Raw genomic sequence first — 26,055 nt, 5'->3', positions numbered from 1 at the left:
TCACCACATGGCGTGGCCGATCAAAGCAGCAGCTGCGCGCGAACATTGTCCGCGTTGACCTCCTCGCCGGCCAGCGATCGCGTGATCTTGCCCTTCTCCATGATGTAGCAGCGCTGGGCGATCGCCAGGATGGTGTCGAGGTTCTGCTCCACGAAGATGATCGTGGTCCCGAGCTCGGCTCGGAACGATTGCAGCGCCTCGCAGATGTGCTGCACGATCGAGGGCTGGATGCCCTCGGACGGCTCGTCGAGGATCATCAACGACGGATTACCGATCAGCGCGCGGCCGATCGCAAGCTGCTGCTGCTCGCCGCCCGACATGGTGCCGGCGATCTGCCGCCGGCGCTCCTTCAGGCGCGGGAAATATTCATACACGAGTTCCGGCAGCTTCTTTCCATCGGGTCCGCCGATCAGTTCACCGACCTGCAGGTTCTCCTCGACGCTCATCTGCGGGAAGACATCGCGGCCCTGCGGGATGTAGCCGAAGCCGGCACGCGCTCGCGCATCGGCCTCGAGCTCCGTGACATCCTGATCCATGAAGGTGATGGTGCCGCGCCAGGACTGCAGCAGCCCGATCAGGCACCGCATCAGGGTCGACTTGCCGACGCCATTGCGGCCGATCACGCCGACGATCTCGCCGCGCGCAACCTGCATGCTGACGCCCTGCAGGATCGGCGTCGCGCCGTAGCCCGCCCAAAGTCCCGATACGTCCAGGATGCGATCAGTGGGCATGGGTCTTACCCAGGTAGATTTCCGCGACCTTCTCGTCTTCCAGGATCGCCTCCAAGCTGCCGCGCGCGAAGATCTTGCCAAGATGCAGAACGGTCACGCGCTGGGCGACCTGACGCACGAACGCCATGTCGTGCTCAACGACAAGAACCGTCATACCCTCGGCATTGAACGACTTGATCAGTTCGCCGGTCTTGTAGGTCTCTTCCGGCGACATGCCGGCGGTCGGCTCGTCCAGCAGCAAAAGCTGCGGCTGCAATGCGAGCGCCATCCCGATCTCCAGCCATTGCTGCTGGCCATGCGACAGCACACCGGCGAGCCTGCCGCTATCGTCAGCCAGATTGAGCAGCGCCAGCAGCCGCTCCTCCTCAACCCGGCATTCCGCGCCCGAAAGCCGCTCCTGCAGCGCGATCTGGATGTTCTGCCGCACCGGCAATTCCTTGAACACGCTCGGCGCCTGCATCTTGATGCTCATGCCGCGCTGCACCCGCGCGTAGGGTCGCTCCGCGGTGATATCGACGGAGTCGAAGAAGATGCTGCCGGTGGTCGGTGGATAGAGGCCAACGATCAGCTTGAAAAGCGTGCTCTTCCCGGCCCCGTTGGGGCCGATCAGGCAATGGACCTCACCGGCATTGACCGTCAGATCGACATCGGAGACGGCGGTCAATCCACCGAAGCGCTTGGAGACACCTTTTACATCGACCAGCGCCATGGTTCAGGTCTCATCCGATTGCAGACGGCCGGCATCCGCCAGCGCAGGGGCCTCGTCGCGCCGCCGACGTCTGCTCCACCAATCGACGACGAGCTTGCCGATACCGAGGACAAAGCCCTGGGGCGCCAGCATCACGGTGGCGAGCAGGAGCGCGCCCATCAGCACCAGCGCGGCCTGCTGGCTGTAGACCGTGATGGTCTGGAAGCCGAACAGCAGCAGGAACGATCCGACCAGGGTCGCGGTCAGATCATTGCGTCCGGAGAACGCCACCCACACGATCGGCATCGCCGCCGCCGGCAGGCCGATGCTGGACGGCGTGATGAACTGCCCCCAGGACGTGTACAGCGCGCCGCTGAGGCCCGCGAGGCCGCTGCCGATCACGAAGGTCAGGAGTTGATACTTACGGACGTCGTAGCCGAGCATCTCGGCGCGCTGCGGATTTTCGCGGGTCGCCACGATCACGTTGCCGATGCTCGAGTTCACCAGCATGCGCAGCGCGATGTAGACGATCACGATCAGTGCGATCATGACGTAATAGAGCGCCGATCCCTCGATGTCGAAGCTGCCGACGGTGAGCGGATCCATTCCCTTCATGCCGTTGAAGCCGTTGAGCCGGGCCGGACCGATATGCCATTCCGGCCCTGCCGTCTGCCCGAGGAAGAAGGCCAGCACCAGCGTCGCCGACAGCGTCACGATGCCGAAGAAAATCCCGCTGATGCCACCCCAGATCATGAAATAGCCGAGGACCCCCGCCGCCATCATCGCGATGACAACCGAGAGCACGAGGGCCGCGATGGTGGCCGTTCCCCCGCCCATGTTGATGGCGAGCACGCCATAGCCGTAGCCTGCGATGCCAAAGAAGAAGGTCTGGCCGAACGACAGCATGCCGCCGTAGCCCCACATCAGGCAGAGCCCGAGCGCCATGAAGATCCAGATCAGGAAGTAGGCAAAGTTGCCGACATCATAGGAGTCGGCGAACAACGGATAGATCAACGCGCCCGCCAGCACGGCAACGAAGCAGGACCAGAAGATCTTTCCGCGTCCGAGCGTCTGCGGACCGTCGAGCAGCTTCAACATCAGAAATTCCCGTCTAGCGCCCACGACGAACCAGCACGCTGGATAACCCCTCGGGCAGCACCCGTATGATCAGGATCACGGCAAACAGCATGCCGATCTGCCCGATGATCTGCCCGTAGCTCGCATTGAGCGCCATCCTGATCATCGCCAGGAACACTGCCGCCGGTGCGGTTCCGAGCAGGACATTGGCGCCGCCGATCACGACGGTGACAAAGCTCTCGACCACGAAGGTCGCGCCCATGGTCGGGATCAGCGTCATGGTCGGCGCGTAGAGCGCGCCGCAGAGTCCTGCGAGCGCCGTGCCGATCCCGAAGCTGATGGAATAGATACGGCCGGTGCGCGCGCCGAGCGCCTTCGCCATTGCCGCATTCTGCATTGTGGCGCGCGCGATCACGCCAAAGCGCGTCTTCATGAAGACGATGTAGAGCCCGGCCAGCACCGCCACCGCACAGCCGAACAGCACGAGGCGATAGGTCGAGAATGTGTAGCCGCCGATCGCAAAACTTCCTTCCGGCGTGCCGATACCGCGCACCGCGGAGCCTACGATCAGCAGCATCGACTGCGTCACGATCAGGCTGAGGCCCCAGGTCGCCAGAAGGGAGTCGAGCGGACGTTTGTAGAAGCGCCGCACGACGAGGTACTCGACGATCATGCCGATGATCCCCGCGGTCAGCGCTGCGAGGATCTGGGCGATCGGGAGCGGCACGCCGAGATTGACGAGCCCGACCGTCACGTAGGCCCCGCACATGATGAACTCGCCATGCGCCATGTTAATGACGCCCATCATGCCGAACACGATGGCAAGGCCCGCGGCCGACAGGATCAGGAACGCGAAGACGTCGGCGAACTGATAGAATACCGAGAAGAGTTCAGCCGACATTCCACTCTCCGTGATCACGGCGCCGCATCATTGCGGCGCCGGTTCGCTTCAAAGCCGTGAGGCAAAACACGAGCAAGATTCGTGCCCGCTTGCATCACGATTTGCTGGGAAGATGACTCGGCGTGTACTGATCCTTGTCGTTCTTCTTAGTGAGGTCGCAGCCGATCTCGCCGAGCCAGTATGGCTGGATCGTTCCGTAATCCTTCTCGACCGTCACCTCATGCTTGGGTCCGACCGAGATCAGGCGCATGCGGTGCGACGTATGCTGGCTCTTCGGATCGATGCAGACCTTGCCCTCGGGTGCGTCGATGCAGGCATCACCGGTCGCGATCACCTTGCGCATGTCCTCGAGCTTGGTCGACTTCGCCTTCTCGACCAGCGCCTTGTACATATAGAGCGCGTTATAGGCGTTGTAGCCCATGTCGTTGATGTAGAGCTCGTCGGGGAACTTGGCGTGCCAGCGCTTCTTGAAGTCGTTGGCTTCGGGCGTGTCGATCTCCTCGAACCAATTGGCGGTCGCATGCATGTTGTTGAGCGCCGGCGGCTTGAACCGCTTGTGCTCGAAGCCGAGCATGACCTTGATCGAGGACCCCATCGGCAAATTGAGGTTGGCCGCGGCCGCCTGCTCGAAGAACGAGTCCTGCGCGGCGCCGACATTGATCGTCAGCAGCCAATCCGGCTTCGCCTTCTGGATGTTCTGGATCGTCTGCGCGAACTGCGAGACGCCGAGCGGGATGAACTCCTCGCCCACCACCTCGCCGCCGAGGTCCTTCATGATCTTGCGGTTCCACTCCGCCGAGATCTGGCCGAAATTATAGTCTGCGGCGATGACGTAGACTTTCTTGCCGAACTTCTGGACCATCCAGGGGATCAGGGTCGAGAACTGCTGCTCCGGCACCGCGCCCATGCTGACCATGGAGGCATCGCAGACGCCGCCTTCATACTGGTTCGTGTAGAAGTACGGCGTGGTGGTGCGATCGACGATCGGACGCAACGCCTCGCGCGACGCCGAGGTAATGCCGCCGATCAGCACGTCGACCTTGTCGCGGTTGAGCAGCCTTCGGCCGAACTCCTGGTAGCGGGCATTGTCACCTTGGGGATCAAGGTGAATCAACTCGATCTGGCGGCCGAGAATGCCGCCGCTCTTGTTGATCTCCTCGACCGCCAGTTGCGATCCATGTAGCTTCGGCATGCCCATGAATGCCAGATCGCCGGAGACGTCCTCCAGCAAGCCAACCTTGAGCGGCGGGTCGGCCGCCTGAGCAGCACCAATGACAGCCGTCCCGAGTACGGCACCAAGCAAAGCCATTCCGACTATACGCCCCGAATTCATCGCGATGTTCCTTGTCGTTGAAAGATGTGGAAGTCACGCCTTGAGGTAATTCTTCAGGATCGACGCCCCCATCGTGTATTTGGGGTCGACCATGTTGCCGAGCCGCATGCGGCCGGCCTGGCTGAGCAGCATGTAGGCGTCGATCTCATCGAAGCCGTAATCGGCGCTCATCCACCGCACGAGCTCGCGATAGGCGATCCGTGCCGCGTCTTCGAGCGGGCGTGCGCTGCCGATCGTCATGATGAAGTCGCGCGTCTCGAGCCGCGGCCAGGCAAAGCTCCAGTTCTTGATCAGGTCGATCTGCAGCGTCACGGTCGCGCGCTGTTCGAGCGCCACGCCCGAAAGCTCGCCGTCGCCCTGGGTTGCGTGGCAATCGCCGACATAGAGCAGCCCGCCTTCGGTATGCACCGGAAAATAGATGATGGAGCCAGGTGCGACGTCGGGCAGGTCCATGTTGCCGCCGTGATAGTCGGGCTGCAGCGAGGAGATCGCCTCGATCTCGGGCGACACGCCGATGGTGCCGATGAACGGCTCATAGGGCAGCGTGATCTTGTCGCTCCAGCGCACGCCGTTGCGGTCGACGTGCAGCTTCTTGACGCGCTCCGGCAGCGGCGGATTGAGCAGCGCCGTGGATGCGGTCCCGACCAGGCCGCCGAACTCCGGAATGATGCAGGTGGTGCCTGCCGGCTGCGCGCCGCGGGTCTCGACGTCGCGGATATAGACGGCGAGGCAATCGCCCTTCCTGGCGCCCTTGACCGCGATCGGCCCGCACTGCGGGTTCAGGTAAGGGAAATTCAGCTTCGCCGTGGGGCTGTCGCTTTCGCTGGTGAGCACGCCGCCGAAGGCATCCTCAGTCTCGACGATGACCACCCCGCCCGGATCGATCGATAGGGTCGGCTTGGCATAAGGTCCATAGACGTAATGGAAGCTGCCCTGTTGCTCGATCGTCAAACTATGGGTCGTGCCCGTCGCGCCCTTGGCGACGGCCCGCTTGGCCATGATGGAACTCTTCAACCAGTCTTCGGTCATGCGAATGGCTCCTCAACTCAGATCGCGGGATGGCGCTTGTGCCAGTCGGTGACGCGCTGGAAGGCATCGCCGGCACGGACGAGACTTGCCTCGTCGAAATGACGGCCGACAAACTGGAAGGCGACCGGACCGCCGTTCGGCGCAAAGCCGCCGGGAAGCGTCACGGTCGGGCTGCCGGTCATGTCGAACGGACAGGTGAAGCGCAGCAGCCCGGTAATCAGCGACGGGTCCTCACCGAGTGCCGCCATCTTGGCCAATGTCGGCGCAGCGAACGCCTGGGCCGGGACCGCGATCAGATCGACCGTCTCGAACAGCAGTCGCACGGCGCCGCGAAACGCTTCGCGCCGCAGCACGATCTTCTGATAGTCCATCCCGGATTGCGCCCGACCGAGGTCGAGCAGGCCGGCAAGCGCCGGACCGTATTCGTCCTTGCGTGCCGGATAGGTCTCCTCGTGCGCAACGGCCACTTCGATGCCGCACAGCGGGAACCAGTCCTCGATCACGGCTTTTGGATCAGGGAACGTGATCTCCTTGATCTTCGCGCCGAGATCAGCGGCAACACGCAGACCTTCGCCGAGCACATTGCCGGCAGCCTCGTCGGTGCCCTCGCTGGTCCAGCGCCGATCGACCCCGATCGTCACGCCGCGCAAGTCTCCGGACAAACCAGCGAGATAGTCCGGCACGGATAGCGGCACGGACGTGGTGTCCTTGGGATCCTGGCCCGCAATCACGGCCAATATCGCGCCGCAATCGGCCGCGCTGCGCGCCATCGGACCGATGTGATCCAGCGTTGCGGCGAGCTCGAAAGCGCCGTAACGGCTGACGCGTCCCCAGGTCGGCTTCACCCCGGTGATGCCGTTGGCCGCCGAGGGAAAGCGGATCGACCCGCCGGTATCGGTTCCAAGCGACCCGAAGCAAAGCCCCGCGGCGGTGGCGACGCCGGAACCGCTCGACGATGCGCCGGACCACAGATCGGCATTCCACGGGTTCTTCGGCGGATCGATCTTCGGGTGATGATCGGCATAGGCGCCCTCGGTTTGCTGCAGCTTGCCGAGGATGACAGCGCCGGCGTCCTTCAGCCGCGCGACCACGGTGGCATCCTCACTCGGACGGAAGTCGCGATGAATGGTCATGCCGTGCGCGGCCGGCGCGCCCTTGACCCAGCACAAATCCTTGACGGCGATCGGCACGCCGTGCAGCGGCCCCTTGATCTTGCCGGACGCGATCTCCTTTTCGGCTGCCGCGGCTTGGGCAAGCGCTGCGTCGCCCATCACATAAGCGTAGCTCTTCAGCTTGCCGTCGAACTGCTCGATCCGCCCGAGCATCGCTCTCGTCACCTCGACCGGCGAGAGCTTTTTGGTCTGGATTTGCTGCCCGACCTCAATGAGCCCGAGATAGTGAAGATCCGTCGTCGGCATCGTTTCTCATCCCCGCACTTGGCACCGCACTTGGCACGACGCAAGCGCAGGCACTGCCCATCACCGCGCATGCGCCTCCGGCTTGGCGACACGGATGTGTCGCCAATTTGTTTGGCGGCAAAAGCAAAAAGCCACCCGCCCCTCCAAACGAAGGTGACGAATGGCCCAAATGCCGCGGCTATGAACTATCGCGTGGGTCCGGGATCGAACGGAGCACTCTGCGCGGCGATCGGGACGTCATCGGCCAAATCGACGCACGCAAGGTTCGACAGGAAGCCCTGTAGGAGAAAATTCTAAGGAGGTGTGCAGCGCGTTGTCAACGAGGCTGGCTGCACAAATTTCGCGAGGTGCTGCGCAGCAAATCGGCATGACCACTTGCACCGGCCTCTGCGAAGATGGTTTCCTGCATGAGTTGCACCGAAAGTCGTCGATGACAAAGCCGTCCATTCCCGTTGGCATTATCTGCTCGCAGCACGGGCCCTATCAGGCCATGGGGCGCGAGATCCTGAAGAGCGCCATGATGGCGGTCGACGAGATCAACGAGCAGGACGAGTTCGACTTCGCGATATCGGCGCATGTCCGCGATCCCCGCGGCATCATTTCGGAATACCATACGGTCTGCGACGACCTCATTCGCAATGTCGGCGTCGAGCACATCATCGGCTGCTACACCTCGGCTTCGCGCAAGCAGGTGCTCCCGATCGTCGAGCGCACCGACCGCCTGCTCTGGTATCCGGCGCGCTACGAGGGGTTCGAATGCTCCGACAACGTCATCTATGTCGGCGCCTCGCCCAATCACAACGTGCTGCCGCTGGTGCGCTACGTGCTCGACAATCTGTCGCGCGAGATTTTCTGCGTCGGCTCCAACTATGTCTGGACCTGGGAGACCAACCGCGTCACCCGCGAGCTGGTGACGGCCGCGCGAGGACGGATTCTCGCGGAACGTCTGCTCGAGCTCGGTGAAAGCGCGGTCACGCACATCGTCGACGAGATCGTACGGCGCCGGCCGCCGGTTGTGTTCAACACGCTGGTCGGCAGTTCGAGCTATGATTTCATCCGCGCGTTTCATGCCGCAACCACGGCGGCAGGTCTCGACATCCCGATGCTGAGCTGCAGCCTGTGCGAGCCCGAGCTCAAGATCGCGGGCCCCGCATCGGCCGGCTGCATCACGTCGTCGGCCTATTTCGAAAGCATCCGCCTGCCCGAGAACCAGGCCTTCGTCGCGCGCTGGAAGACGCGTCACGGCGAGCACAGCAGCCCGTCGGTGGACGGGCAATCCGCCTATGTCGCGGTCTATCTGCTGGCCCGCGCGCTGCAACGCGCCGGCACGTCCGATATCGGCGAGGTACGGCGCGCCGCGGCCGGCCATCGCTACAATTCGCCGCAAGGCCCGGTCTGGATCGACGGCAGCAACAACCACTGCGTCCTGACGCCGCGGCTCGCCGTCTCCAACGCCGACGGACAGTTTGACATCTTCTGGGAAGCTGAAGCTCCGGTTAAACCGGATCCCTATCTGACGCAGCTCGACATCGCCGCCGGCCCCGCAAGGGATGGAACGTTGCCGAATGCGCCGCATTTGCGGGTTGTGAAATGAGCAAACCGTCATCATTTTCGCTGCGCGGGCGCAAGGCGCTCGTCGTCATCAAGGACGAGCGCGACGCGACGATCGTCAGGCGCCAGTTCGAACGTCTCGGGATCGACATCGTGACATGGGATGGCGGCGCCAGTATCGACTGCCGGCCGGACGTGACGCTGATCGACGACGAGTTCCTGCCGCTCACCTCACCGACGCAGCGCGCGTCGCTGGGGCGAGGCCCGGTCATTGCCCTGCTCGGCACCGAGACGCCGAGCCGCCTCAAGCTGGTGCTCGACCTCGATCCGGCCTCGTTTCTGGTCAAGCCGCTGCGCTCGGCCGGCATCTATGCCGCGCTCGTCCTGGCCTTCGAGCGAAGCGAACGCACCAGCGAGCTCAAGCAGCAGGTGCTGAAGCTCGAACAGCGCCTGCGATCCCGCCGCGTCGTGCTCGCCGCCGTCCTTCAGGTCATGCACACGCATGCGCTCGCCGAACCGGCCGCCTTTGCGCTGATCCGGCGCGCGGCCATGGAGCAGCGCAAGACCATCGAGGAGCTCTCGGCCGAGATCACGGTAACGGGCTCCCTGCCCCGAGCGGCCGGTTAGCCGGTGTCGCCCATGCCCGGCTCGAAACCGGGCTTGACGAGTCTGTAGAGCGATCGAGCGCGATTGCCTGCCGCCGCAGGTGTGTGCTGCCAAAATATCGAAAACAACCCCATGCAAAGCAGCTGGCGGCTGCGGTCGTTCGACAGAGCAACTTGACACGTCGGGCGACTCAGGGGTATATTTCGATTATTCCGAACTTGTGCAAGCGTCGCCTGCCGGCCCTCGTCAGGGCTGCGGCCCCTCACCCGATTTGCTTCGCAAATCGACCTCTCCCCGCGCGGGAGAGGTGAAGCAGTGCGCCCGAACCGATTCAATCCGAACTCATCTTGCTAGGGCGCGTACTCATAAACTCGTACTCATAGACTCGTCAGGTCCGCTTATGAACAGTCCGCTCGGACCAATCAGCTCACTCCAACCAGCGCCTTACAGACCTCCCGGCTGGCCTCTTGGAATAATTTGACGGCACCTCCGGCCCGTCGTCCCTTCAGGGTGATTGAGGCTATCGGGGCGGAAGTATCGCCAAGATCGACGTTCAGCGCGCGCAGCCATGCGCTACTCGATCGCATTCTGAGTATCTGCATGGGCAATAGGGTTATAAACCGGCTGCTCGCCAACAGATTCAACCGCATGTAGATTGAAATCGTGGTGACGGTCGTTGGCGGAAGCGGCAGGTTATGTCGCCGAAATAGCTCGACGCCGGTACGCCCCAAAAAAGAATCGGGCGGCGAGAGCGTCCATTGCTCTTGCATAAGTTCTGCGAGCTTCAACTTCTTCCTCGATCGCAGGAGCGGATGCCGTCGCTCCGCCATCACCGCAAGGGAGGATCTAAACAGCACCTGCGCGGACAAATCATCAGCGACCGGCAACGGCGCCCAGCGCGTTATAGCCAGATCAAGCATTCTCTGGCGCAGAGCATGCTCCAGCGCATCCCGATCACCTATCGTGATATGATACCTGATACCTGGATATCTGCGGACGAGATGTCCGATAATTTCTGTAACGATGGCGGTGACCGGCTCGGTTGTACCGATCGCAACGAGCCCTTGCGCTGGATCTGACCTTTGCACAATGTCGGTAACACCTAGCTTTATTTCGTCGAAAACGACGCGCGTGCGATCGACAAGAAGGCGACCGCACTCAGTGAGTTCAACTCCGCGCGAAGTGCGATCCAGCAGCGCAGCTCCGACGGCATGCTCCATATCGGTGATAGCTTTGGAGATCGCCGGCTGCGACAACCCGAGACGGCGAGACGCCTTGGCCATGCTGCCGACCTCTGCGACGGTCTGCAGCGTGTGCAGATCCTTGAGGCGTAGGCGTCGGCCGATGCGGTCGTGCCACTGCATGGGTATTCACCTCACGTTATAGCCCGATAGGAAAATGCAATTTCGGGTTATAGCGTTGTTGCTTCAGAATAGCGAGATGGAAAGCCGGCCGGATCATCGCATTGCTGTCCCAAGCACATGGAGAACGCCATGCAGCTTTACTCGCGTCGCGCCATACTGGCCGGGTTTTCGGCTCTGGCTCTTCCGCTACCCGTTATTGCGGCCGACCAGCCGCTGAAGATCGTGTTTCCATTCGCGCCTGGTGGGTCGGGAGATTCGATCGCCCGGCTGTTTGCCGAGCAGCTTCATACCAGGCTCGGCAAGGTGGCGATTGTGGAGAACCTTGCTGGCGCTGGCGGGCGCATCGGCGCTCAGGCGGTCAAGAATGCCGCACCGGGAGAGGAGGCAGTGCTGTTTGCCTCCGCTTCACAATTCACACTTCAGCCGCATCTCTTCAGGAGCCTGGGATATGATGCAGAGCGCGACTTTGTGCCACTTTCACAGGTGATGACGGTCGATCTGGCTCTGGCGGTCAGCGGGAAGCTGCCCATCTATTCGGTGCACGAACTCATCGACTGGATGCAGGCCAATCCCGAACAGGCCGTGTACGGCTCGCCGGGAGCAGGTACAGCACCTCATTTCATCTGCGGCGAGTTTGGCCGGATCACAGGCCTAAACCTGCGCCACACGCCCTATAGGGGTACGCCTGCTGCCCTCCCGGATGTGCTGGCCGGCCGGGTCCCGATGTATATGGCGTTTCTTTCCGAACTCCTGGAGCAACATGGGGGCGGTGGCATACGCATCATCGCCACCGCAGCCGCTGCGCGATCTTCCTTCCTGCTCCAGACCGCAACTCTGAAGGAGAGCGGGATCGATATCGACGCGGCCGGGTGGTTCGCATTCTATGCGCCTGCCCATTCCACGCGTCAGTTCGTTGAGCGCCTGGGAAAGGAGATCATTGCAATCGGGAGCGATCCCGAAATGCGCGCAAAGATTCATGCCATGGGGTGCGAGCCAACAGGAACGACATCGGACGAACTTAAACATATCCAGCGCGCCGAGTTCGAACGCTGGGGACCGATCGTCAGGGCGTCAGGATTCCCGATCGAAGACTAGGGCGGCACATGACCACCAATCCCCCCGAACAGTTGTTGGACCTTGTTCAATCGCACCGTGTGACGGCTGTGATCTATGTCGCTGCCAGGTTGGGCCTTGCCGAATTGCTGCGCGACGGACCGCGAACGGTCGAAGAACTCGCGAGTCGAACCCGCGCGGACCGGGACGCACTGGCCCGCTTGCTCGTCGCTCTCTCGACCGTCGGCATTTGCTCTCGCGTCGGCGAAGGCCGCTACTTGCTAAACGAACTGGGGGCCGGGCTCGACGGTGCTGCTGAACGATCGTTCAAGAACTGGGTCATCTTTGAAGGCAGGAGGTGGGATGGTCTTCTGGATTCGATCATGTCGGGGAAGACGGCTGCCCAACTCCAGGACGTCGACGACAATTTCGATTTGATGGCGCGCACGCCAGAGCATACGCGGATATTCAATGAAGCGATGACAGACCTGACACGGCTGGTCACGCACGATCTGCTGCAGGCCTACGACTTTGGCACGATCTCCCACTTGATGGATGTCGGAGGCGGCTCCGGGGAACTCATGGGCGCTGTGGCGAGAGAATACTCGAATATCAAAGGAACGGTTTTCGATCTGCCGAGGTGCGCCGACGCCGCCAACCAGCACTTCGGGCACCTCGGAATCTCCGACCGCGTCGACTTTGTTGCAGGCGATTTCTTTCACGCGGTGCCTGCAGTGGCCGATGCGATCATCTTGAAAAGCATTATTCACGACTGGGATGATGAACGCAGCCGCATCATTTTGGGAAACTGCCGCAAAGCGCTTCCCCAAAAAGGCAGACTGCTATTAGTCGAACGTGCGATGCCGGAATTGCCCGGTACCGATGACGCGGGCAGGTCGTGCGCGATGAGCGATTTAAACATGCTGCGCGGTCCAGGTGGACGGGAACGGACCGAAAGGGAATATTATCGGCTCCTGACCGAGAGTGGATTCCGTCCCATCGCGGTTCTCCGCGCTGGCCGATTTAATCTGACCGAGTCGCGGCTTTGTTGAGACTTGGAAGCCGGCTGCGGCGATGCGCCAGAGGCGGACAAACACGCCGCAACGAGTGGGGCGTGCTATTCGATGACATCATCGGCCTTAGCAAGCTCTCGCACCGTCGATCAATCCGCCTATGCGAGGCCGTCTTAGAATGCTGCAATGAGCTTGGCGAAGTCCTCGGCCGAGCGGCTACTCGGAACCCCGTTCAATCGGGACTCCTGCCGCCGATCACGTGCTCCGAGCGGCCATGTTACCGCCAATCCGGCAACAACTTCGATAAGCTCGCGCCGCCTCATTGGGCCTGCCCTCGGAACCGCAGCATCGCTGGACGAATGAGGGTATCGAAGATGCGCTTCAGGAACCAATGTCGCAGTTGGGTCAATTTCGACGGATTTATCAGGGATTGTCGGCAGGTTGATGTCCGCTTCTGCCCGTAAGCGCCGAACCGGGTCCGAGCCAGAAGCATTGCGTTTGGCCGGTGTCCCATGATTCAAACTCCCAAACTCGGGGCTCGATCATGCGCTACGAACTGGCCGACTATGAATGGGCTGCCATAAGACCGATGCTGCCGAACAAGCCGCGTGGCGTTCCTCGGGTGAACGACCGACGCGTCCTCAATGGCATCTTCTGGGTCCTCCGATCAGGAGCACCCTGGCGTGATCTGCCGGCGGCGTTTTGCCCATACACCACTTGCTACAACCGGTTCGACCGGTGGCGGCGAGCTGGTGTCTGGGGCCGCATCATAGACGCACTTGCCGCTGCCCATGATGCCAGTGTCCAGATGATCGACACGTCTATCGTCCGCGTACATCAACATGGGGCCTGTATCACAAGGAACCAGCGCCAATCGATGGGAAGGTCACGCGGCGGTTTGACGAGCAAAATCCACGCGGTGGTCGATAGCAATGGTCTGCCGGTGCGACTGGCGTTGAGCCCCGGCGAGGCGCACGACGTACGACTTGCCGGAAGACTGCTCTCTCGCCTGAAGCCCGGGTCAATGCTGCTTGCCGACCGGGGCTATGACGCCGACAGGATCAGGGAGCTTGCCATGAGGAAGGGAGCGTGGGCCAACATCCCGCCGAAAAGCAATCGGAGCGCTCCGATCTGCTTTAGCCCGTACCTCTACCGCGCTCGCAACCACGTCGAACGGTTCTTCAACAGGATCAAGCAATGCCGTCGGGTGGCGACGCGCTACGACAGGCTTGCAGGAAACTACCTTGCCTTCGTCCAACTCGCATCTATCCGCCTATGGCTGGCCGCGCGTTATGAGTCCGCGCCCTAGTTCGCCACCTGACGGCGCTCATCCGGCGTCAGCTTCTTCATCTGCTCCGCGGTCAACTGGCCATCGCCGATCACCTGGAAGGCGCTATTCGGATCGTATTGGCTCTGCCTGTCGTTGCCGCGCCGTTTTTGATCATCGCTTCCGTCGCCCCCGCCATAGCCGAGCACTTCGACGATGATGACGGAGGGCTGCTCGTTATTACGTGGCGGCGGCACGGCCGCCTGCTGGGCAGCCGCGCCGGCCGTGTTCGAGGCCTCGCTCAGGGCACCCATATTGGGCGCCTGGACCACCGGCACGCCGATGACGCCGCCCTGCGCCTGGATGTTGGCGGCGTTGACGATGTGCAGCGCCGCAATGTTGACGAAGCTCGACGCGCGGATTCCGGCCTCGCCCGCATCGACGGTGCCGAGCGGCGCAATCAGATCGACGGTGCCGCGTGCCACCTCCGGGATCGGCTGCAGCGTTGCGATGCCGGCGCCGCTGGACGGCGTCACAGGCGATATCGTGATGTTGCCGTAGTTGTCGTAGACGCGTTTGGGCGGCGTATAGATCACCGTGGTCTTGGCGCCGCGGCCGGCATTGATGTCGCCCTCCGCCGACCAGATGACGATATTGCCGCCGAACGTGGTCATGATGCGCGACAGGCCCATCAGCACGCTGTTCTGCGAACAGATCTGGATGTTGCCCGCGCCTTGCGTGATGAGGCCGGCGCCGGCATCCGGCAGCAGCCCTTCAGTGCCGATCGTGACGCCGCCGCCCGGTGTGAGGAACTGGATGTCGCCGCCGAAATCGGTGTGAACGAAGCCGCTTTGAATCTTGTAGTTCGGCTTGCCCAGCGTACCGGAGGCCGCCGTGAACATCGTGATGTCCCCACGGTAGGCGGACGGATTCGGGAATAGCGTCGCGATCGCCTCGCGCCCGCGCAGATAAGAGCCCGCGCGTGGCCCACCCGCGTCATTGTATTCGCGCCCACCCGCGGTCAGCTCGGCATAGTAGACCTGCCGCAGGAAGATGCGCCGCTGCGCATCCGGCAGCGTGACGAAGTAACCGAGGGCATCGGCCTTTGTCCCGCTATAGCCGAAGCGTTCCGTCAGCCAGTCATAAAGCTCATCCCCGTAGGTCTTGGCAACCTTGCCGTGCTGGTCGGCGAGCGGTCCCGCGCCTGCGAGATTGTTCGGATCGAGATAGAGCCTGGCAAACCCGGCCCAGTCCACTTGTCCGATGCCGATCTCGCCGACGCCCACTCCAGCCTGCATGACCACGCCGGCACCGGGCCGTTTGTCGCCCGCAGCGAGAGCTCCGATGCTTTCGACCGTGGCCGTGGATCCCTGATAGATGCTCCTGCCCGCCGTGATTTCGAGCGTGCCCGGCCCGGCGATCGCCCATCCTTGCTTCGCCGCGATTTGGAGCCCTGGCCAGCCAGCATAGATGATGCTGCCGCCGGCCGCGATGGTCGAGACGTCGTTCTGATCGCTATGCAGGATCAGGCCCATCGTATCGACGATGTCACCGCCCGCCAGCATCTGCAGCGGCCTTGCTGCCTGATAAGTCACGCTATAGACGTTCGCGCCAGCGACGAACTGGCTTGTTGTCAGAATCCGGCCATAGGTAATGCTCGTGATGTCGCCGTTCACAGCATAGATGCGCGACAGATCGCTTTGGGCCGGCACGACCCTGTCCTTCACCGTGTTCGCATCGAAGACGAAGGGCTGTGCGCCGGTACCGTAAGAATAAACGGCTTGCGCGCCGTTGATTTGATCGCTTAGCGCATTGTAGTCGCCCCAGTAATTGGACGCAGTGATATTCAGTCCATTGGTCAAGCTCGCCCAGCCGGGCCTGAACGGCGTTGCCAGAGCCGACGCCGGCGTCGTCAGGAGACCGGTCTCGAGTGTGTTGCCGAAGATCGATCCTCGCGCGAGAACCTCGAACGCACCGTTCGGTGACGGCAGCAGCATTCCCCCGCCAAGTCCGTAGATGTTTCCGTTCGCGGCGACCGCCCGCATGATCGAGGGCAGAAAGCGGGAGATGGCCGGGCCACCACCCGGCGAGAGCGAACCACCGGCGGCCATCATGTCGAGTGCGGTGGTCCCGGTCCACAGCGTGAACCAGCTCGCTGCCTCGTCGCCATTGCCGGCGGCGGTGAGACCGGTGGTGCCGACACGACCCGGGTCGAGAATGGTTCCGACCGCCAGATCGCCACGCGCGCGGATGTCGATCGCGCTGTCGCCCGGTGCGAAATCGCCACCACTCAGCGTGGTCATGGAATAAGGTGTCAGCGGGTTGATCGGCCGCGGATCCGACCCGCCATCGACCCGAAAGTTTGACGCGGTGAGGCTGCCGAAGTCTCCCGTGGCGATATCGATCCGTCCACGCAGATTGACGAACTGATTGCCGCCGGTGCCGATCTCGCCGGCCTTCACCGACAGCGTGCCGCCACCGGTCTGCACAAGGCTGCCATCGGCCATCACCCGGCCGCTGCCGCCGACGGCGACGACGACGCCGCGGCCCGTGTCGCCGCCGAGCGTGCCACCCGCTTGCAGCGTGACGTTGCCGCCGCCGAGCGTGCCAAGACCGGAGAACGCGGACAGTCCCAGGCTCAAAATGCTCGCGTCGCGGATTTGATCGTAGGTATAGCTGCCGAAATTGATGCCCCAGGCGGTCCGCTGGCCGATTTCCGAACCGCCCTGGCGCCATAGCCAGGACCCGATCTCGGTCGTGGGCTTCGCCAGCGTGCCTTTGACATCGCCCTGCGCGACCAGCAGGAAGTCGCCGCCGTGCTCGGGGTAATACATCCGCTGCGAACCCAGCGTCGGTTCATAGTTCGCGTTTGCCGATCCGAGCAGCGAGCCATCGGCCAATGTGCCGCGACCGACGTTGTAGGGATCGTTCGCGGCCGTCCCGGTCTCCCTGATCGCCGTGCCGGCCGTATAGACGCCAAACGGCGTCTGCTGATCGTAGTTGCCGCCGGCGAGAAGTTCGAGATCCCCCGTGCCGGTGCGCAGGACGCTGACGCCCGTCGTCGTCGGCTTGTTGATGGTGACGTTGAACGGATCGTTCAACACCACATTGCCCGAACCGGCGAGCGCGTTGGCGGACTGCAACGTGCGGCTGTCGGCGCTGGCAAGATCGGCGCCGCCCAGAAGCCGCATCGACCAGGACTGCGTGCCCGGCGCGAGCATCGGGGCGATCGCCCAGATCTGGCGATCACCGGGCCCGGTCAGATTGATATTCGTCATGCCAGCCGGCAGCACCGTGCCCTTGGGAAGCGGCGTATCGGCGGTGAACGTGTAACCCCCAAATAGGGCAAGGCTGGTCCCTGCGGGCAGCGTCACAGGCTGAAGCGTCAGGCTAATGCCTGCGTTGATGAAGATCTGCCCGGTGAAATAGACGCCTTTTTCGAACACGGTGCCGGCCGGAAATACTGTGCCAAGGGGCAACACGTCACCCGGATTGTAGGTCTTGTCCGGAGCGATGATTCGTCCACCATTCAGCGTCCTGACCCGATTGGCGGGTCCCCTCACGGTGAAGTCCTCCGCCAGGGTGATCGTGATAGGGAGCGAATTTGCGGCGTTCGGGCTTGTCGTGATGCTTCCGTCGTCGAGCTTCAACTCCATGTTGATTGTGCCGTCGCGCGGAATGGTCGAGCCATTGCCGAGGATCACGCCATTCGTCGTGACGGTGTAGGCGGCAGGCAACGTGCCGGTGGCAATCACGGTCACCGCGTCAGGCGACGCCGGCGGCGGCGCGAAGCCGTCGGTGATGCTGCCGTTGATCTTGAGATCGCTGGCGGCACGCACCACCAGCACACCCGGTTCGCCGGAGCCACGCACGGCCGGATCGGCGTTCGGCCCATAGCGGTAGCCGGAGAAATCCAGATCGCCCTTGGTCGACAGATCGCCGCTTGAGGTGATGGCAACACCGGGCCGTAGATGGAAGGCGGAGCCGTGGGCCGCAAGCCCGGCCAGGCGGTTCTGCAGGTCGCCATTCTGCAGCGCCGCATTGATGAATGCCATACTGTCGTCATGCAGACCATCGAGATAGGCTTGGTCGATGACGCTGCCGCCCGGAAGGTCGTAGGTGCGGAAGCCGTTCATCGCAATGCTGCTGGCGCCGCGAATATTGAACGGGCCACGCGCGTCGATTGCGATATCGTTGGCTCCGGCGCCATCTCCGCCGGCGCCGCCGCGGCGCGGCGCGTTGAGCTCGAGCCTGCCGCGCGTCACGCCATCCGGTGAGGTCATGTCGATGGTGGCGCCCGCAGCCAGCGTCATGGTGCCGTGCGTGGTGGTGAGTTCGACATGCGCGGTGTTGTTGGCTTCGATCGGCGCGCCGTAGCTGTCGATCCAAAGCACATTGCCATGAACATTGAGCACGGCATTTGAGGTGAGCCTGAGATCGTCGCGCGCGGACAGGCGGACGGTACCGGGCTTCGCCCCACTCGCGTCGATCCTGCCGTCAACCGTGAGGCTGCCTTGATCGACCGAGACCGTGACGTAGCGTGCCTTGACGCCGTCGCCGATGACAAGGCTGCCCTGGCGGAGATCAAAGCTGCGGGCGCTGAAGAAACCGGCATCGTTGAGCTTGGCATTCAACGCGGCGAAATCGCCGAAATTCTGCGCCGCGACCGTGAACTGGCCACTGTCGTAATCCCCCGTCGACGATCCCTTGAGCGTGCCGGCGAACGATACCTGCCCATGCGCGGCGTCGATCGCCTTGGCCGCGATCGAGCCGGCCGCATTGTTCACGGCCGAGACATCGATCACCGACCCCGCAGTCTGGATGATATTGCCGTTGGTGGAACTCAGGACGAGGTCGCCGCCCCAGCTGAACTTGGTAACGTCGAAGAAGGCGAGGCCGCGGCCTGACAGATCAAGTACCGCGCTTCCGCCGAGCACGACGTCGTGCGTCGCATTCAGCGTCAGCTTGCCGGAGGGCAAGGCGAATGCGGTATCCACGAGGACGCTGTCGCCGGTGAAAGAGAGCGTGCCGCCGAGATCCGTCGCGCCACGCGTGTCGGTGGGAGCTGCTCCCGCCGGCGTGACCAGACGCAGGGCTGCGCCCGCGCTGACATCGAACTTGGCACCGCTGCTCGCCGTGATCAGCGGAGTAGCGATGGTGAGCGCGCCGCCTTGCAACGCGCCGCCGCTGTCCTGGCTGAGTCCCACCTTCAGCGTGCCATTGCTGTTCGAGGTGATCCGGTTCGCCGCGCTCAGCGTGACATCGGAGAAGCCGAGCGCAAGGCGACTCAGCGTTGCGCCATCGGTCGGCCTGCTCAGCGAGGCGTCATAGCCGAACAGTATCTCGTTGGCGGTGATGGCGAGATGCCCCGATCCCGTGCCGGGCCCACCGGGCAGAACCGCGGCAGGCGTCTGGCTGCCGTAAGGGCTCGCAGTGCTGCCGCTGCCGGTGCGAATGCCGTTCCAGACCAGCATGTCGGCGGTGATGCTGGCGGTGTCGCTCGCGGTGCCCAGGCCGTAGATCGCCGGTGTATTGAGGACGAATTTGAGAGAGCCTGCGGCACCGCCGCCCTGGCGCGTAGTGTCGAGGTCGACACTGCCGATCAAATTGAAGGCGCCGCTTGCCGTGATGATGAGCTGCTCGAGCGCAGGGCTGCCGGCGGTCGTCGACGGCCGCAGCAGCTTGTCGAGCACATCCTGGGTGAGATTCCAGCCCGCCGGCAGTTGCCCCGCGGCCTGCGCCGCGGCGAGCGCGGCCGCGTTGCCGACATTGACCTGCTCCTGCGTGACGTTGAGGTAACGCGCACCGAAATTGACGTCGCCCATCGTGAGCCCGCCCGGCGCGGCGAGCACCACGCTGCCGTCGGTCAGCAGCGACGCACCGCTCGCGATGCTGATCTTTCCGGGTCCAACCGCATCCAGGAACTGGAACCGGCCGTTGGCGACCGCGAGCACGGCCGGGCTGCCTGCGGGATCTGCCGACGAATAAGGCGCGATGTTGCCGTAGACATAGCCGAGCGTGGAATCGACAGCGGCGCTGCTCAGTCCGCGCGTATCGATCGTCGCACCGCCCGACATGCTGATCGTCTTGCCGACCAGGAACACCTGGCCGGCGCGGATCAGCGTGCCGTCGAGTAGGTTGACGGCCGCAGCCGTCCGTCCGTCGAAATAAATCTTGGCGCCGGCCCCGGGATTGTCCTCCGAAAAGTACGTGCTGGTGCCGCCCAGCATGAGCGTCGGCGCCCTGAAGGCATTGACGTCGTCGCTCGAGACCGACGTATGCCCGATAATCGGCGAGACCCCTGGTGCGGTGATGTCCAGAACGGCAGGACCGGACGAGACAATCGACGGCCTGACGATCAGCGTGCCGTCAATGCCGCCCTTGGCGCCATCGAACAATGCGGTGCCCGCGAAGGACAGTGATTTGGTGTTGTCCGACTGCTGGGCAAGTCCGATCTCGAGGATCTTGCCATCTTCCGGCAGACGCGGCCGGAAGCCGCCGAATGCGGCCGCCTGCGCACGCTCGAAATCGGCATAGCCGGTCTCGTTGTATTGCGAATAGAGCCGCGTGGTCTGGCCCGACGTGAGGATCACCCGCGTCGGCAACGCGTCCCTGATACCGGTATTGGCAACACCGAGAAACCCCGATGTGACGACGGAGCCATTGCCCGCAGCGACGGAAGCCGTGATGGTTGTTCCGGTTGCGCCAAGCTCGACGCGATAACCGCCAGGCACCAGCGCGTAGCTCGACGGCAGCAGCGTGTAGGTGCCCGCCGGAACTCCCGGCACACCGGAGGGCAGCGTGATCTGCTGCCCGACCGCCGGATCGCCGGCGCCATTGGTTGCGATCACCGGCGCGTAGTCAGCGGCGTACCCGGGCACGATCGCGTAGACCTTGTCGCCCGCAGAGCTGTAGCTGTTGACCGGATTGGCGTTGACGAGCGCCGTCCTCAGCACGTCGACGGAGCCGCCACGACCGGAGATGAAGCCCGCGCCGGTGAGTGTGCCGCCGCCAGTCAGGTCGAGCACGGCACCGGCCTCACCGACCACCGACGCGGCGTTGATCGAAACGCCGCTGGCGATCTTGATGTTACCTAAATGATCGTCGTAAGCGGCGCTCGCCAGATTGCGCAGTGTACCGTCCGCGCCCTGATAGGTGATGCCATCCGAGGTGCCGCCAAACGGCATGATCAAGCCGGCTGCGCTTGCGGAGGTGATGCTGCCGCTTCGCAAGACGATGTGCGCGTCGGATGGCCCGACATCGTTGTTGAGCCAGATGCGCCCCAGTGGCGCGCGAAGAACGCCGCCCTGATCGATATTGGCGGCAACAAGGGTCAGATCGCCAAAGACCGAAGCCGGTACCGCCGGTGTCTGGTCGTCGTTGCGGCGGATAACGAGATGGGCGTCGGGGTCATAGCCGGCACTGATTCCATTTGGACGGAGCCCAACCACGATCGCGGCAACCGCGCCGCTCAAAGGATAGATCTGGTCTGCGGTCAGTGCGAGGTTCTCAACGTCGAGACCGCCGTTGCCGAACCGGATATCGCCACTGCTCTGCAACGCGACCTGATGAAAGCCGCGGGCGTCGAACGAAACGCTGATGGGACGCCCAAGGTCCACGTCTCCACTGCCCTGCTTGCCGGTGGCTCCGAACTGGACGTTGCCATAGACATCGACGAGATCGCCTGAGACCGTGAAACTTCCGCCGACCGCCGGGTTGCGGACGTGAAGGTCGTTGATCCCGGGAGAATAGCCCACCGCCGCCTGCGCATCCGCGGCGTTGTAGACGCCATCAAGACGGACATAGGGCGCGGACAAGCGAACTGTGCTGTTCGGGGTGTCAGGCGCCGCGGCGATGACGCCGCTCGAAAGCCGAAGGCTGCGCGAGAGGCTGAGATCCGCATTGCCGTCAAAGATGAGAAGGTCGCGGGTATAGAGCGCCAGCGAGGCGAAGCCCCCCTTCTCGACCTGGTTGACGCCAATCACCGTCCGCCCGAATTGCAGCGCCGGATCGGCCTGGCCGGGCGACAGGCTGGCGCTCAGCCCGCTGCCCGTAGCGTTCTGCACGAGCGTGATATCGCGTGACCTCTGGAACTCCGGAGGCAGTTCGCTGCTGGCATAGGGCGAATTGGCGTTCGGCTGGCCCACGATGTAGCCGCGCCACGACATGGTCAGGTCCAGCGTGCCGCCGGACGCGCCGCTGCCGCCTGATGCCGCGCGCAAGGTGCCGTCGAGCGCCATGCCGAAGCTGGAATAGAGCGAGATCGTTCCGCCATCGCTCGCGGCAGGCGTCGGGACGTAGCTGTTGCCACTTTGGACATTGACCACCGCAGCGGTGCCCGACGCGTCGATCAGCGCGCCCGGGCGAACGATCACGAAGGCATCGCTGACGACGGGATATTTTGGATCCAGCGCTCCGGTGCCGCCGATGCGGATCGTGCCGCCGTCCGGCACCGCGGCATAGGAAATCCCCTTCTCGTCGCGCCCGACCGCGTCGCGCGCAGAGACGTCCAGCACCGCGTCGTCGCCGATCCAGAACGATCGGGCCAGGCCGAACTCGCCGTAACCCATGTTGTACCTGACGTCGCCGGGCGCATCCTGCAGGCTCGTGATCAGGATATTGCCGGCGGGCGCCTTGATCGCACCGTCGATGACAGTCTGGCGATTGGCGAAGATCGAGACCGAACGCCCCGGATCGACGTTGATCGACGCGCCCTTCGCCAGCGTGAAATCATGCAGGCTCCAGAAGGTCAGATCGGCGCCGACGCGCTGCGCGGCGCTGCGCGTGAAGGAATTGATCGTGAATTTGGCAGGCGTCCAGAGGTCCGCGGCCTCGGTGACGACGCTCCCGCTGGACGTGGTGTAGCTGCGCGCGGTGAAGCGATAGACCGGCACCTCGGCGTCCACACGAGCACCTTCGCCGATCTGGATGCCCGTGTTGCTGCTGATGTTGTAGGCCGTGAAGCCGGACTGGAAGATCGCCGGATCAAGCACCAGCGCATCGGCCACGGCTTGGCCGATCGATATCTGCTGGCCCGCGTTGAGCGTCAGCGTTCCGCCGCCGGCGAAGCCATAGGCGCGGATTGTGCCATCGAGGATGAGCGGGTTGGTGAAGAACTGCGTCCAGGCCAGATGCGAATAGTCATTGGCCACGAGGCTGACATTGCCGCCCTTGCCGCCTTTCGTCTTGCCAGTCACCAGGATGGCACCGCCCGAGGACACATCGATCAGCGACCCGCTCGCGAGCGTGACGCCGCCGGTCGTCGAAACGGTGAAATTGCCGCCATCGACATGCGCCTGACCGGATCCATCGGCTCCACTCAGCGCGTTGCTCCACAACCCGCTGAGATCGACGGCGACGTTCTGGCCGATCGTGACCTGCGACTTGCCGTTCGCATCGTTCAGCGCCCACCATTGTTCGTTCTGCCCCTGGCCGAGCACGGCATGCATGAGATTGGTCAGCGTCACGCTGCCACCATGCGCCGTGACATTGGCGCCGAGTTCGACATGCGGCGCCATGAAGGTCACCTGCGCGCCAGGAGCAAGCTCGAGCGGCGCCTCGACGAGGATTTCCTTGCTGCTCGCAACACTGAGACCACCCAGCCTGGCGGCATTGAGCGCGTCCGAATTGAACAACGCAGTCCCGATCCGATCGTCGGGCAAGACCGACGTGGCGTTCAGCGCATCGGTGATCTCAGGCGTGCGGCCGAAGATGACCTGCGCGGCGGATGCACTGGTGAGGCCGAGCCCCGAATAGCCACCGAGCGCGAGCTTGCCCTGCAGCGGCGCGACATTCTGCGACAGCTTGTAGCCGTCGGTGGTGCCGTCGGGCCGCGCCGTCGTCTGGCGTGAGCCGGTGACGACATCAGCGACGATATCAGCTTCGAAGACTGCCGTCGGCGTGGACAGGACGAGAGACCCGGCGTCACGGCCGATGGTGTAGCCGTCTTCCCAGCGGGTGGTCACGCGGCCCTTGCCGAACGGGCTGGTCCAGACCTCGGTCAGATTCGGCGCAACCTTGCCGCCGAGCTTGTGCTCGCGAATGAAGCCCGCGCCAAAGCCGTAGAACTGCATATCGGCGCGTGCCTGGTTGACGCTGTAGAGACGGCCGTCCGCGCCCAGGAAATTGGTGGTGCGGATGTAGCCGCCCTGATAGCTGATCGAGCCGCCGGAGACGTCGAACACCGCCCCCTTCTGCGCGACGACTTCCTGCGCCGACAGCGTGACGGTGCCGCCGACCGCGGCCCATTCGCCGATCCGGTGGGCGGTATTGGCGAGATATCCCGAGACCTCGAGCAGGCCACCCGGCGTATAGTAGCGGTCGGTCGCATAGCCGCCGGTGCCCGCCGGCACCAGCACCAGGTCGCGCGCGTCGATCCAGACGTCCGCGTTCTTCAGATTGTCCCGATCACGATTGGCCGGCGAGTCGCGCAGCTCGTTGCCTTGCACGTTGATCAGGAGGTTATTGGTCGACATCGGCAGCAGCACGCCGCGCACGCCCGAGACGTCGATGATCGATCCGCTCTCGGCGAAGACGCGGCGGCCGGCGCTAACCGCCACCTGGCCGCCCTGCGCCTGCGTGGTCGAGCCGTCCTTGAAGTTGACGCTGCCGCCGCTGACGATCTCGATACGTCCCTGGTCGAGCCGGTCGGCGAGCTGGGAAAGATTATCGAACTGGGCGTTGGCGACCGGGGCGTGGGTGACGGCCTTGGAATCGGTGACCAACTGACTGCGTTGGCTGTCGAGCGCGGTGTCGCTGCTGTCGAGCTCGGGCAGGATCGCGGTCAGGCTGCCACCGGCGAGCGAGATGCTGCCCGCGGCATCGGACGCTGCGTTCAGGAGGTGGATCGTGCCGCGGGTGTTGACCGAGGTCGTGGCGACAAGCACCCCGTCCTGGGTGATGCTGCGGCCTGCAAGCGTGATGTCGCCTTGCTGGGCGAAGATCAGGCCGGAATTGCCGACAGCCGCGATCGCGTCGCGCACGATCGGCGAGATTTCGTTGCCGCGTGTGGTCGAGGCCTGGTTGGCATCCGTGCTGTAACCCGGCCGCAGCAGAAAGTCGTTGCCGGCAGCGAGCTGCACCTGGCCTCGCGGCGCGCTGATCGAGCCGGCATTGCTGACCTCGGCTCCCATCAGCAGGACGAAGCCGCCCCCCTGCGTCACCGAGGACGGTGCGTTGGTCGAGATCAGCGCGCCGGCCTCGACCCTCACCGCGCCGCGGGCATCGGTGAAGCTCGGCACGTATTGGCCACCCGCCTGCTGCGCGTAGATGCCATTGCGCAGGAACTGGGTGTCGGTGATGTTGGCGGTCGAGGCGATCAGCGAGCCGACATTCACCTGGCTCGCGCCGCCGAAGATGATGCCGTTCTGGTTGATCACATAGACCGAGCCGTCGGCCTTGATGTTGCCGAGAATCTGGCTCGGCGCCGCGCTGCCGACCACGCGGTTGAGCGCCACCCAGTTCGCATTACCTTGCTGGTCGAAGGTCAGCGTGGTGCGCGCGCCGACGTTGAATGAATTCCAGTTGAGGATCGCCTGCGCCCTGGTCTGCGCGATGCCGACCTGGGTCTGCCCGGCGGCGTCGATCGCCTGCGTCGGCGCATTCGCGCCCTGCCATCCCGGCGCCACCTGCAGGCCGCCGGTCGCAAGGCCGTTGGGCACTGCGACCTGCGGCAACGTCACCGAACGCTGCGAGGTCTGCGCCGCGGCGCGTGCCGCGTTCTGCAGGCCCTGGATCGCCTGGATGGCGCGCGTGGCCCGCGCCATCGCATCCTGGCCTTGCTTGGCGGCTGCCGCCGCGTCCTGCGCTGCCGACTGCGAAGCCGCCATCGCCGCGGCTGACGGCGACACCGTCCAGCTCGATCCAAACGGGCGCGCGACCACCGGCGTATTGGTGAGAAGTGCCACGACGCTGACGCTGCCAAACAATGCAGTGCGAACGGTCGCGCGGGTGAGAGACCTGGAGAGGCGGGGAACCATGGAATCGCTTTCTTGCGCCGGGCGACGACAGCCGAAGATTTCGCGT

14 protein-coding genes are annotated in these 26,055 nt (G+C 63.8%); 5 read left to right on the top strand and 9 right to left on the bottom strand.

Annotation, left to right across the window (positions count from 1 at the left end; translation table 11 throughout):
• Window positions 1–20 precede the first annotated feature (20 nt).
• The 7 genes from HU230_RS07310 to HU230_RS07280 form a co-directional block, all read right to left on the bottom strand.
• The gene (locus HU230_RS07310; protein WP_176532270.1) at window positions 21–731 is read right to left on the bottom strand and encodes an ABC transporter ATP-binding protein; all 711 of its coding nucleotides are present in this window, start codon (window positions 729–731) and stop codon (window positions 21–23) included.
• Complete coding sequence (locus HU230_RS07305; protein ID WP_176532271.1) at window positions 721–1,440, bottom strand: ABC transporter ATP-binding protein; 720 nt, start codon at window positions 1,438–1,440, stop codon at window positions 721–723. Before HU230_RS07305 ends, HU230_RS07310 begins: the two co-directional genes overlap by 11 nt.
• Before the next feature lie 3 nt (window positions 1,441–1,443).
• Complete coding sequence (locus tag HU230_RS07300) at window positions 1,444–2,517, bottom strand: branched-chain amino acid ABC transporter permease (protein ID WP_176532272.1); 1,074 nt, start codon at window positions 2,515–2,517, stop codon at window positions 1,444–1,446.
• 13 nt (window positions 2,518–2,530) lie between these two features.
• A complete protein-coding gene (locus HU230_RS07295) occupies window positions 2,531–3,397 on the bottom strand; it encodes an ABC transporter permease subunit (RefSeq protein WP_176532273.1) in 867 nt (288 codons plus the stop codon).
• 94 nt (window positions 3,398–3,491) lie between these two features.
• The gene (locus tag HU230_RS07290; RefSeq protein ID WP_176532274.1) at window positions 3,492–4,706 is read right to left on the bottom strand and encodes an urea ABC transporter substrate-binding protein; all 1,215 of its coding nucleotides are present in this window, start codon (window positions 4,704–4,706) and stop codon (window positions 3,492–3,494) included.
• 57 nt (window positions 4,707–4,763) lie between these two features.
• A complete protein-coding gene (locus tag HU230_RS07285; protein WP_176532275.1) occupies window positions 4,764–5,759 on the bottom strand; it encodes an acetamidase/formamidase family protein in 996 nt (331 codons plus the stop codon).
• Window positions 5,760–5,776: 17 nt separating this feature from the next.
• A complete protein-coding gene (locus HU230_RS07280) occupies window positions 5,777–7,177 on the bottom strand; it encodes an amidase (RefSeq protein WP_176532276.1) in 1,401 nt (466 codons plus the stop codon).
• 430 nt (window positions 7,178–7,607) lie between these two features.
• Between HU230_RS07280 and HU230_RS07275 the strand changes: the two genes are divergently transcribed.
• Window positions 7,608–8,771, top strand: a complete 1,164-nt coding sequence (locus tag HU230_RS07275) for a transporter substrate-binding domain-containing protein (RefSeq protein ID WP_176532277.1) — start codon at window positions 7,608–7,610, stop codon at window positions 8,769–8,771.
• Window positions 8,768–9,355 (top strand): ANTAR domain-containing response regulator, encoded by a 588-nt coding sequence (locus HU230_RS07270; RefSeq protein WP_176532278.1) that lies wholly within the window; start codon window positions 8,768–8,770, stop codon window positions 9,353–9,355. The genes HU230_RS07275 and HU230_RS07270 overlap by 4 nt, the downstream gene beginning before the upstream one ends.
• Window positions 9,356–9,756: 401 nt before the next feature.
• On the opposite strand, the gene HU230_RS07265 is transcribed toward HU230_RS07270, so the two are convergent.
• Window positions 9,757–10,698, bottom strand: a complete 942-nt coding sequence (locus HU230_RS07265; protein ID WP_176532279.1) for a LysR family transcriptional regulator — start codon at window positions 10,696–10,698, stop codon at window positions 9,757–9,759.
• Between the two features lie 129 nt (window positions 10,699–10,827).
• Between HU230_RS07265 and HU230_RS07260 the strand changes: the two genes are divergently transcribed.
• The 3 genes from HU230_RS07260 (at window position 10,828) to HU230_RS07250 (ending at window position 14,073) form a co-directional block, all read left to right on the top strand.
• Entirely contained in the window at window positions 10,828–11,793 is a 966-nt protein-coding gene (locus tag HU230_RS07260) for a tripartite tricarboxylate transporter substrate-binding protein (RefSeq protein WP_176532280.1), read from the top strand.
• Window positions 11,794–11,801: 8 nt separating this feature from the next.
• Window positions 11,802–12,803: a methyltransferase gene (locus HU230_RS07255; protein ID WP_176532281.1), complete on the top strand. Its 1,002-nt coding sequence runs from the start codon at window positions 11,802–11,804 to the stop codon at window positions 12,801–12,803.
• 505 nt (window positions 12,804–13,308) lie between these two features.
• Window positions 13,309–14,073 carry an IS5 family transposase gene (locus HU230_RS07250; protein WP_176532282.1) on the top strand — a complete coding sequence of 255 codons (765 nt, stop codon included), beginning with the start codon at window positions 13,309–13,311 and terminating at the stop codon, window positions 14,071–14,073.
• On the opposite strand, the gene HU230_RS07245 is transcribed toward HU230_RS07250, so the two are convergent.
• On the bottom strand, window positions 14,070–26,009 hold the full coding sequence (locus HU230_RS07245; RefSeq protein ID WP_176532283.1) for a filamentous haemagglutinin family protein: 11,940 nt from the start codon (window positions 26,007–26,009) through the stop codon (window positions 14,070–14,072). The genes HU230_RS07250 and HU230_RS07245 overlap by 4 nt on opposite strands.
• Window positions 26,010–26,055: the final 46 nt, after the last annotated feature.

The organism is Bradyrhizobium quebecense, assembly GCF_013373795.3.
GTDB classification, from domain to species: domain Bacteria; phylum Pseudomonadota; class Alphaproteobacteria; order Rhizobiales; family Xanthobacteraceae; genus Bradyrhizobium; species Bradyrhizobium quebecense.
Note: the sequence above shows the minus strand (reverse complement) of the source record. Positions and strands in the feature narration are given on the sequence as shown.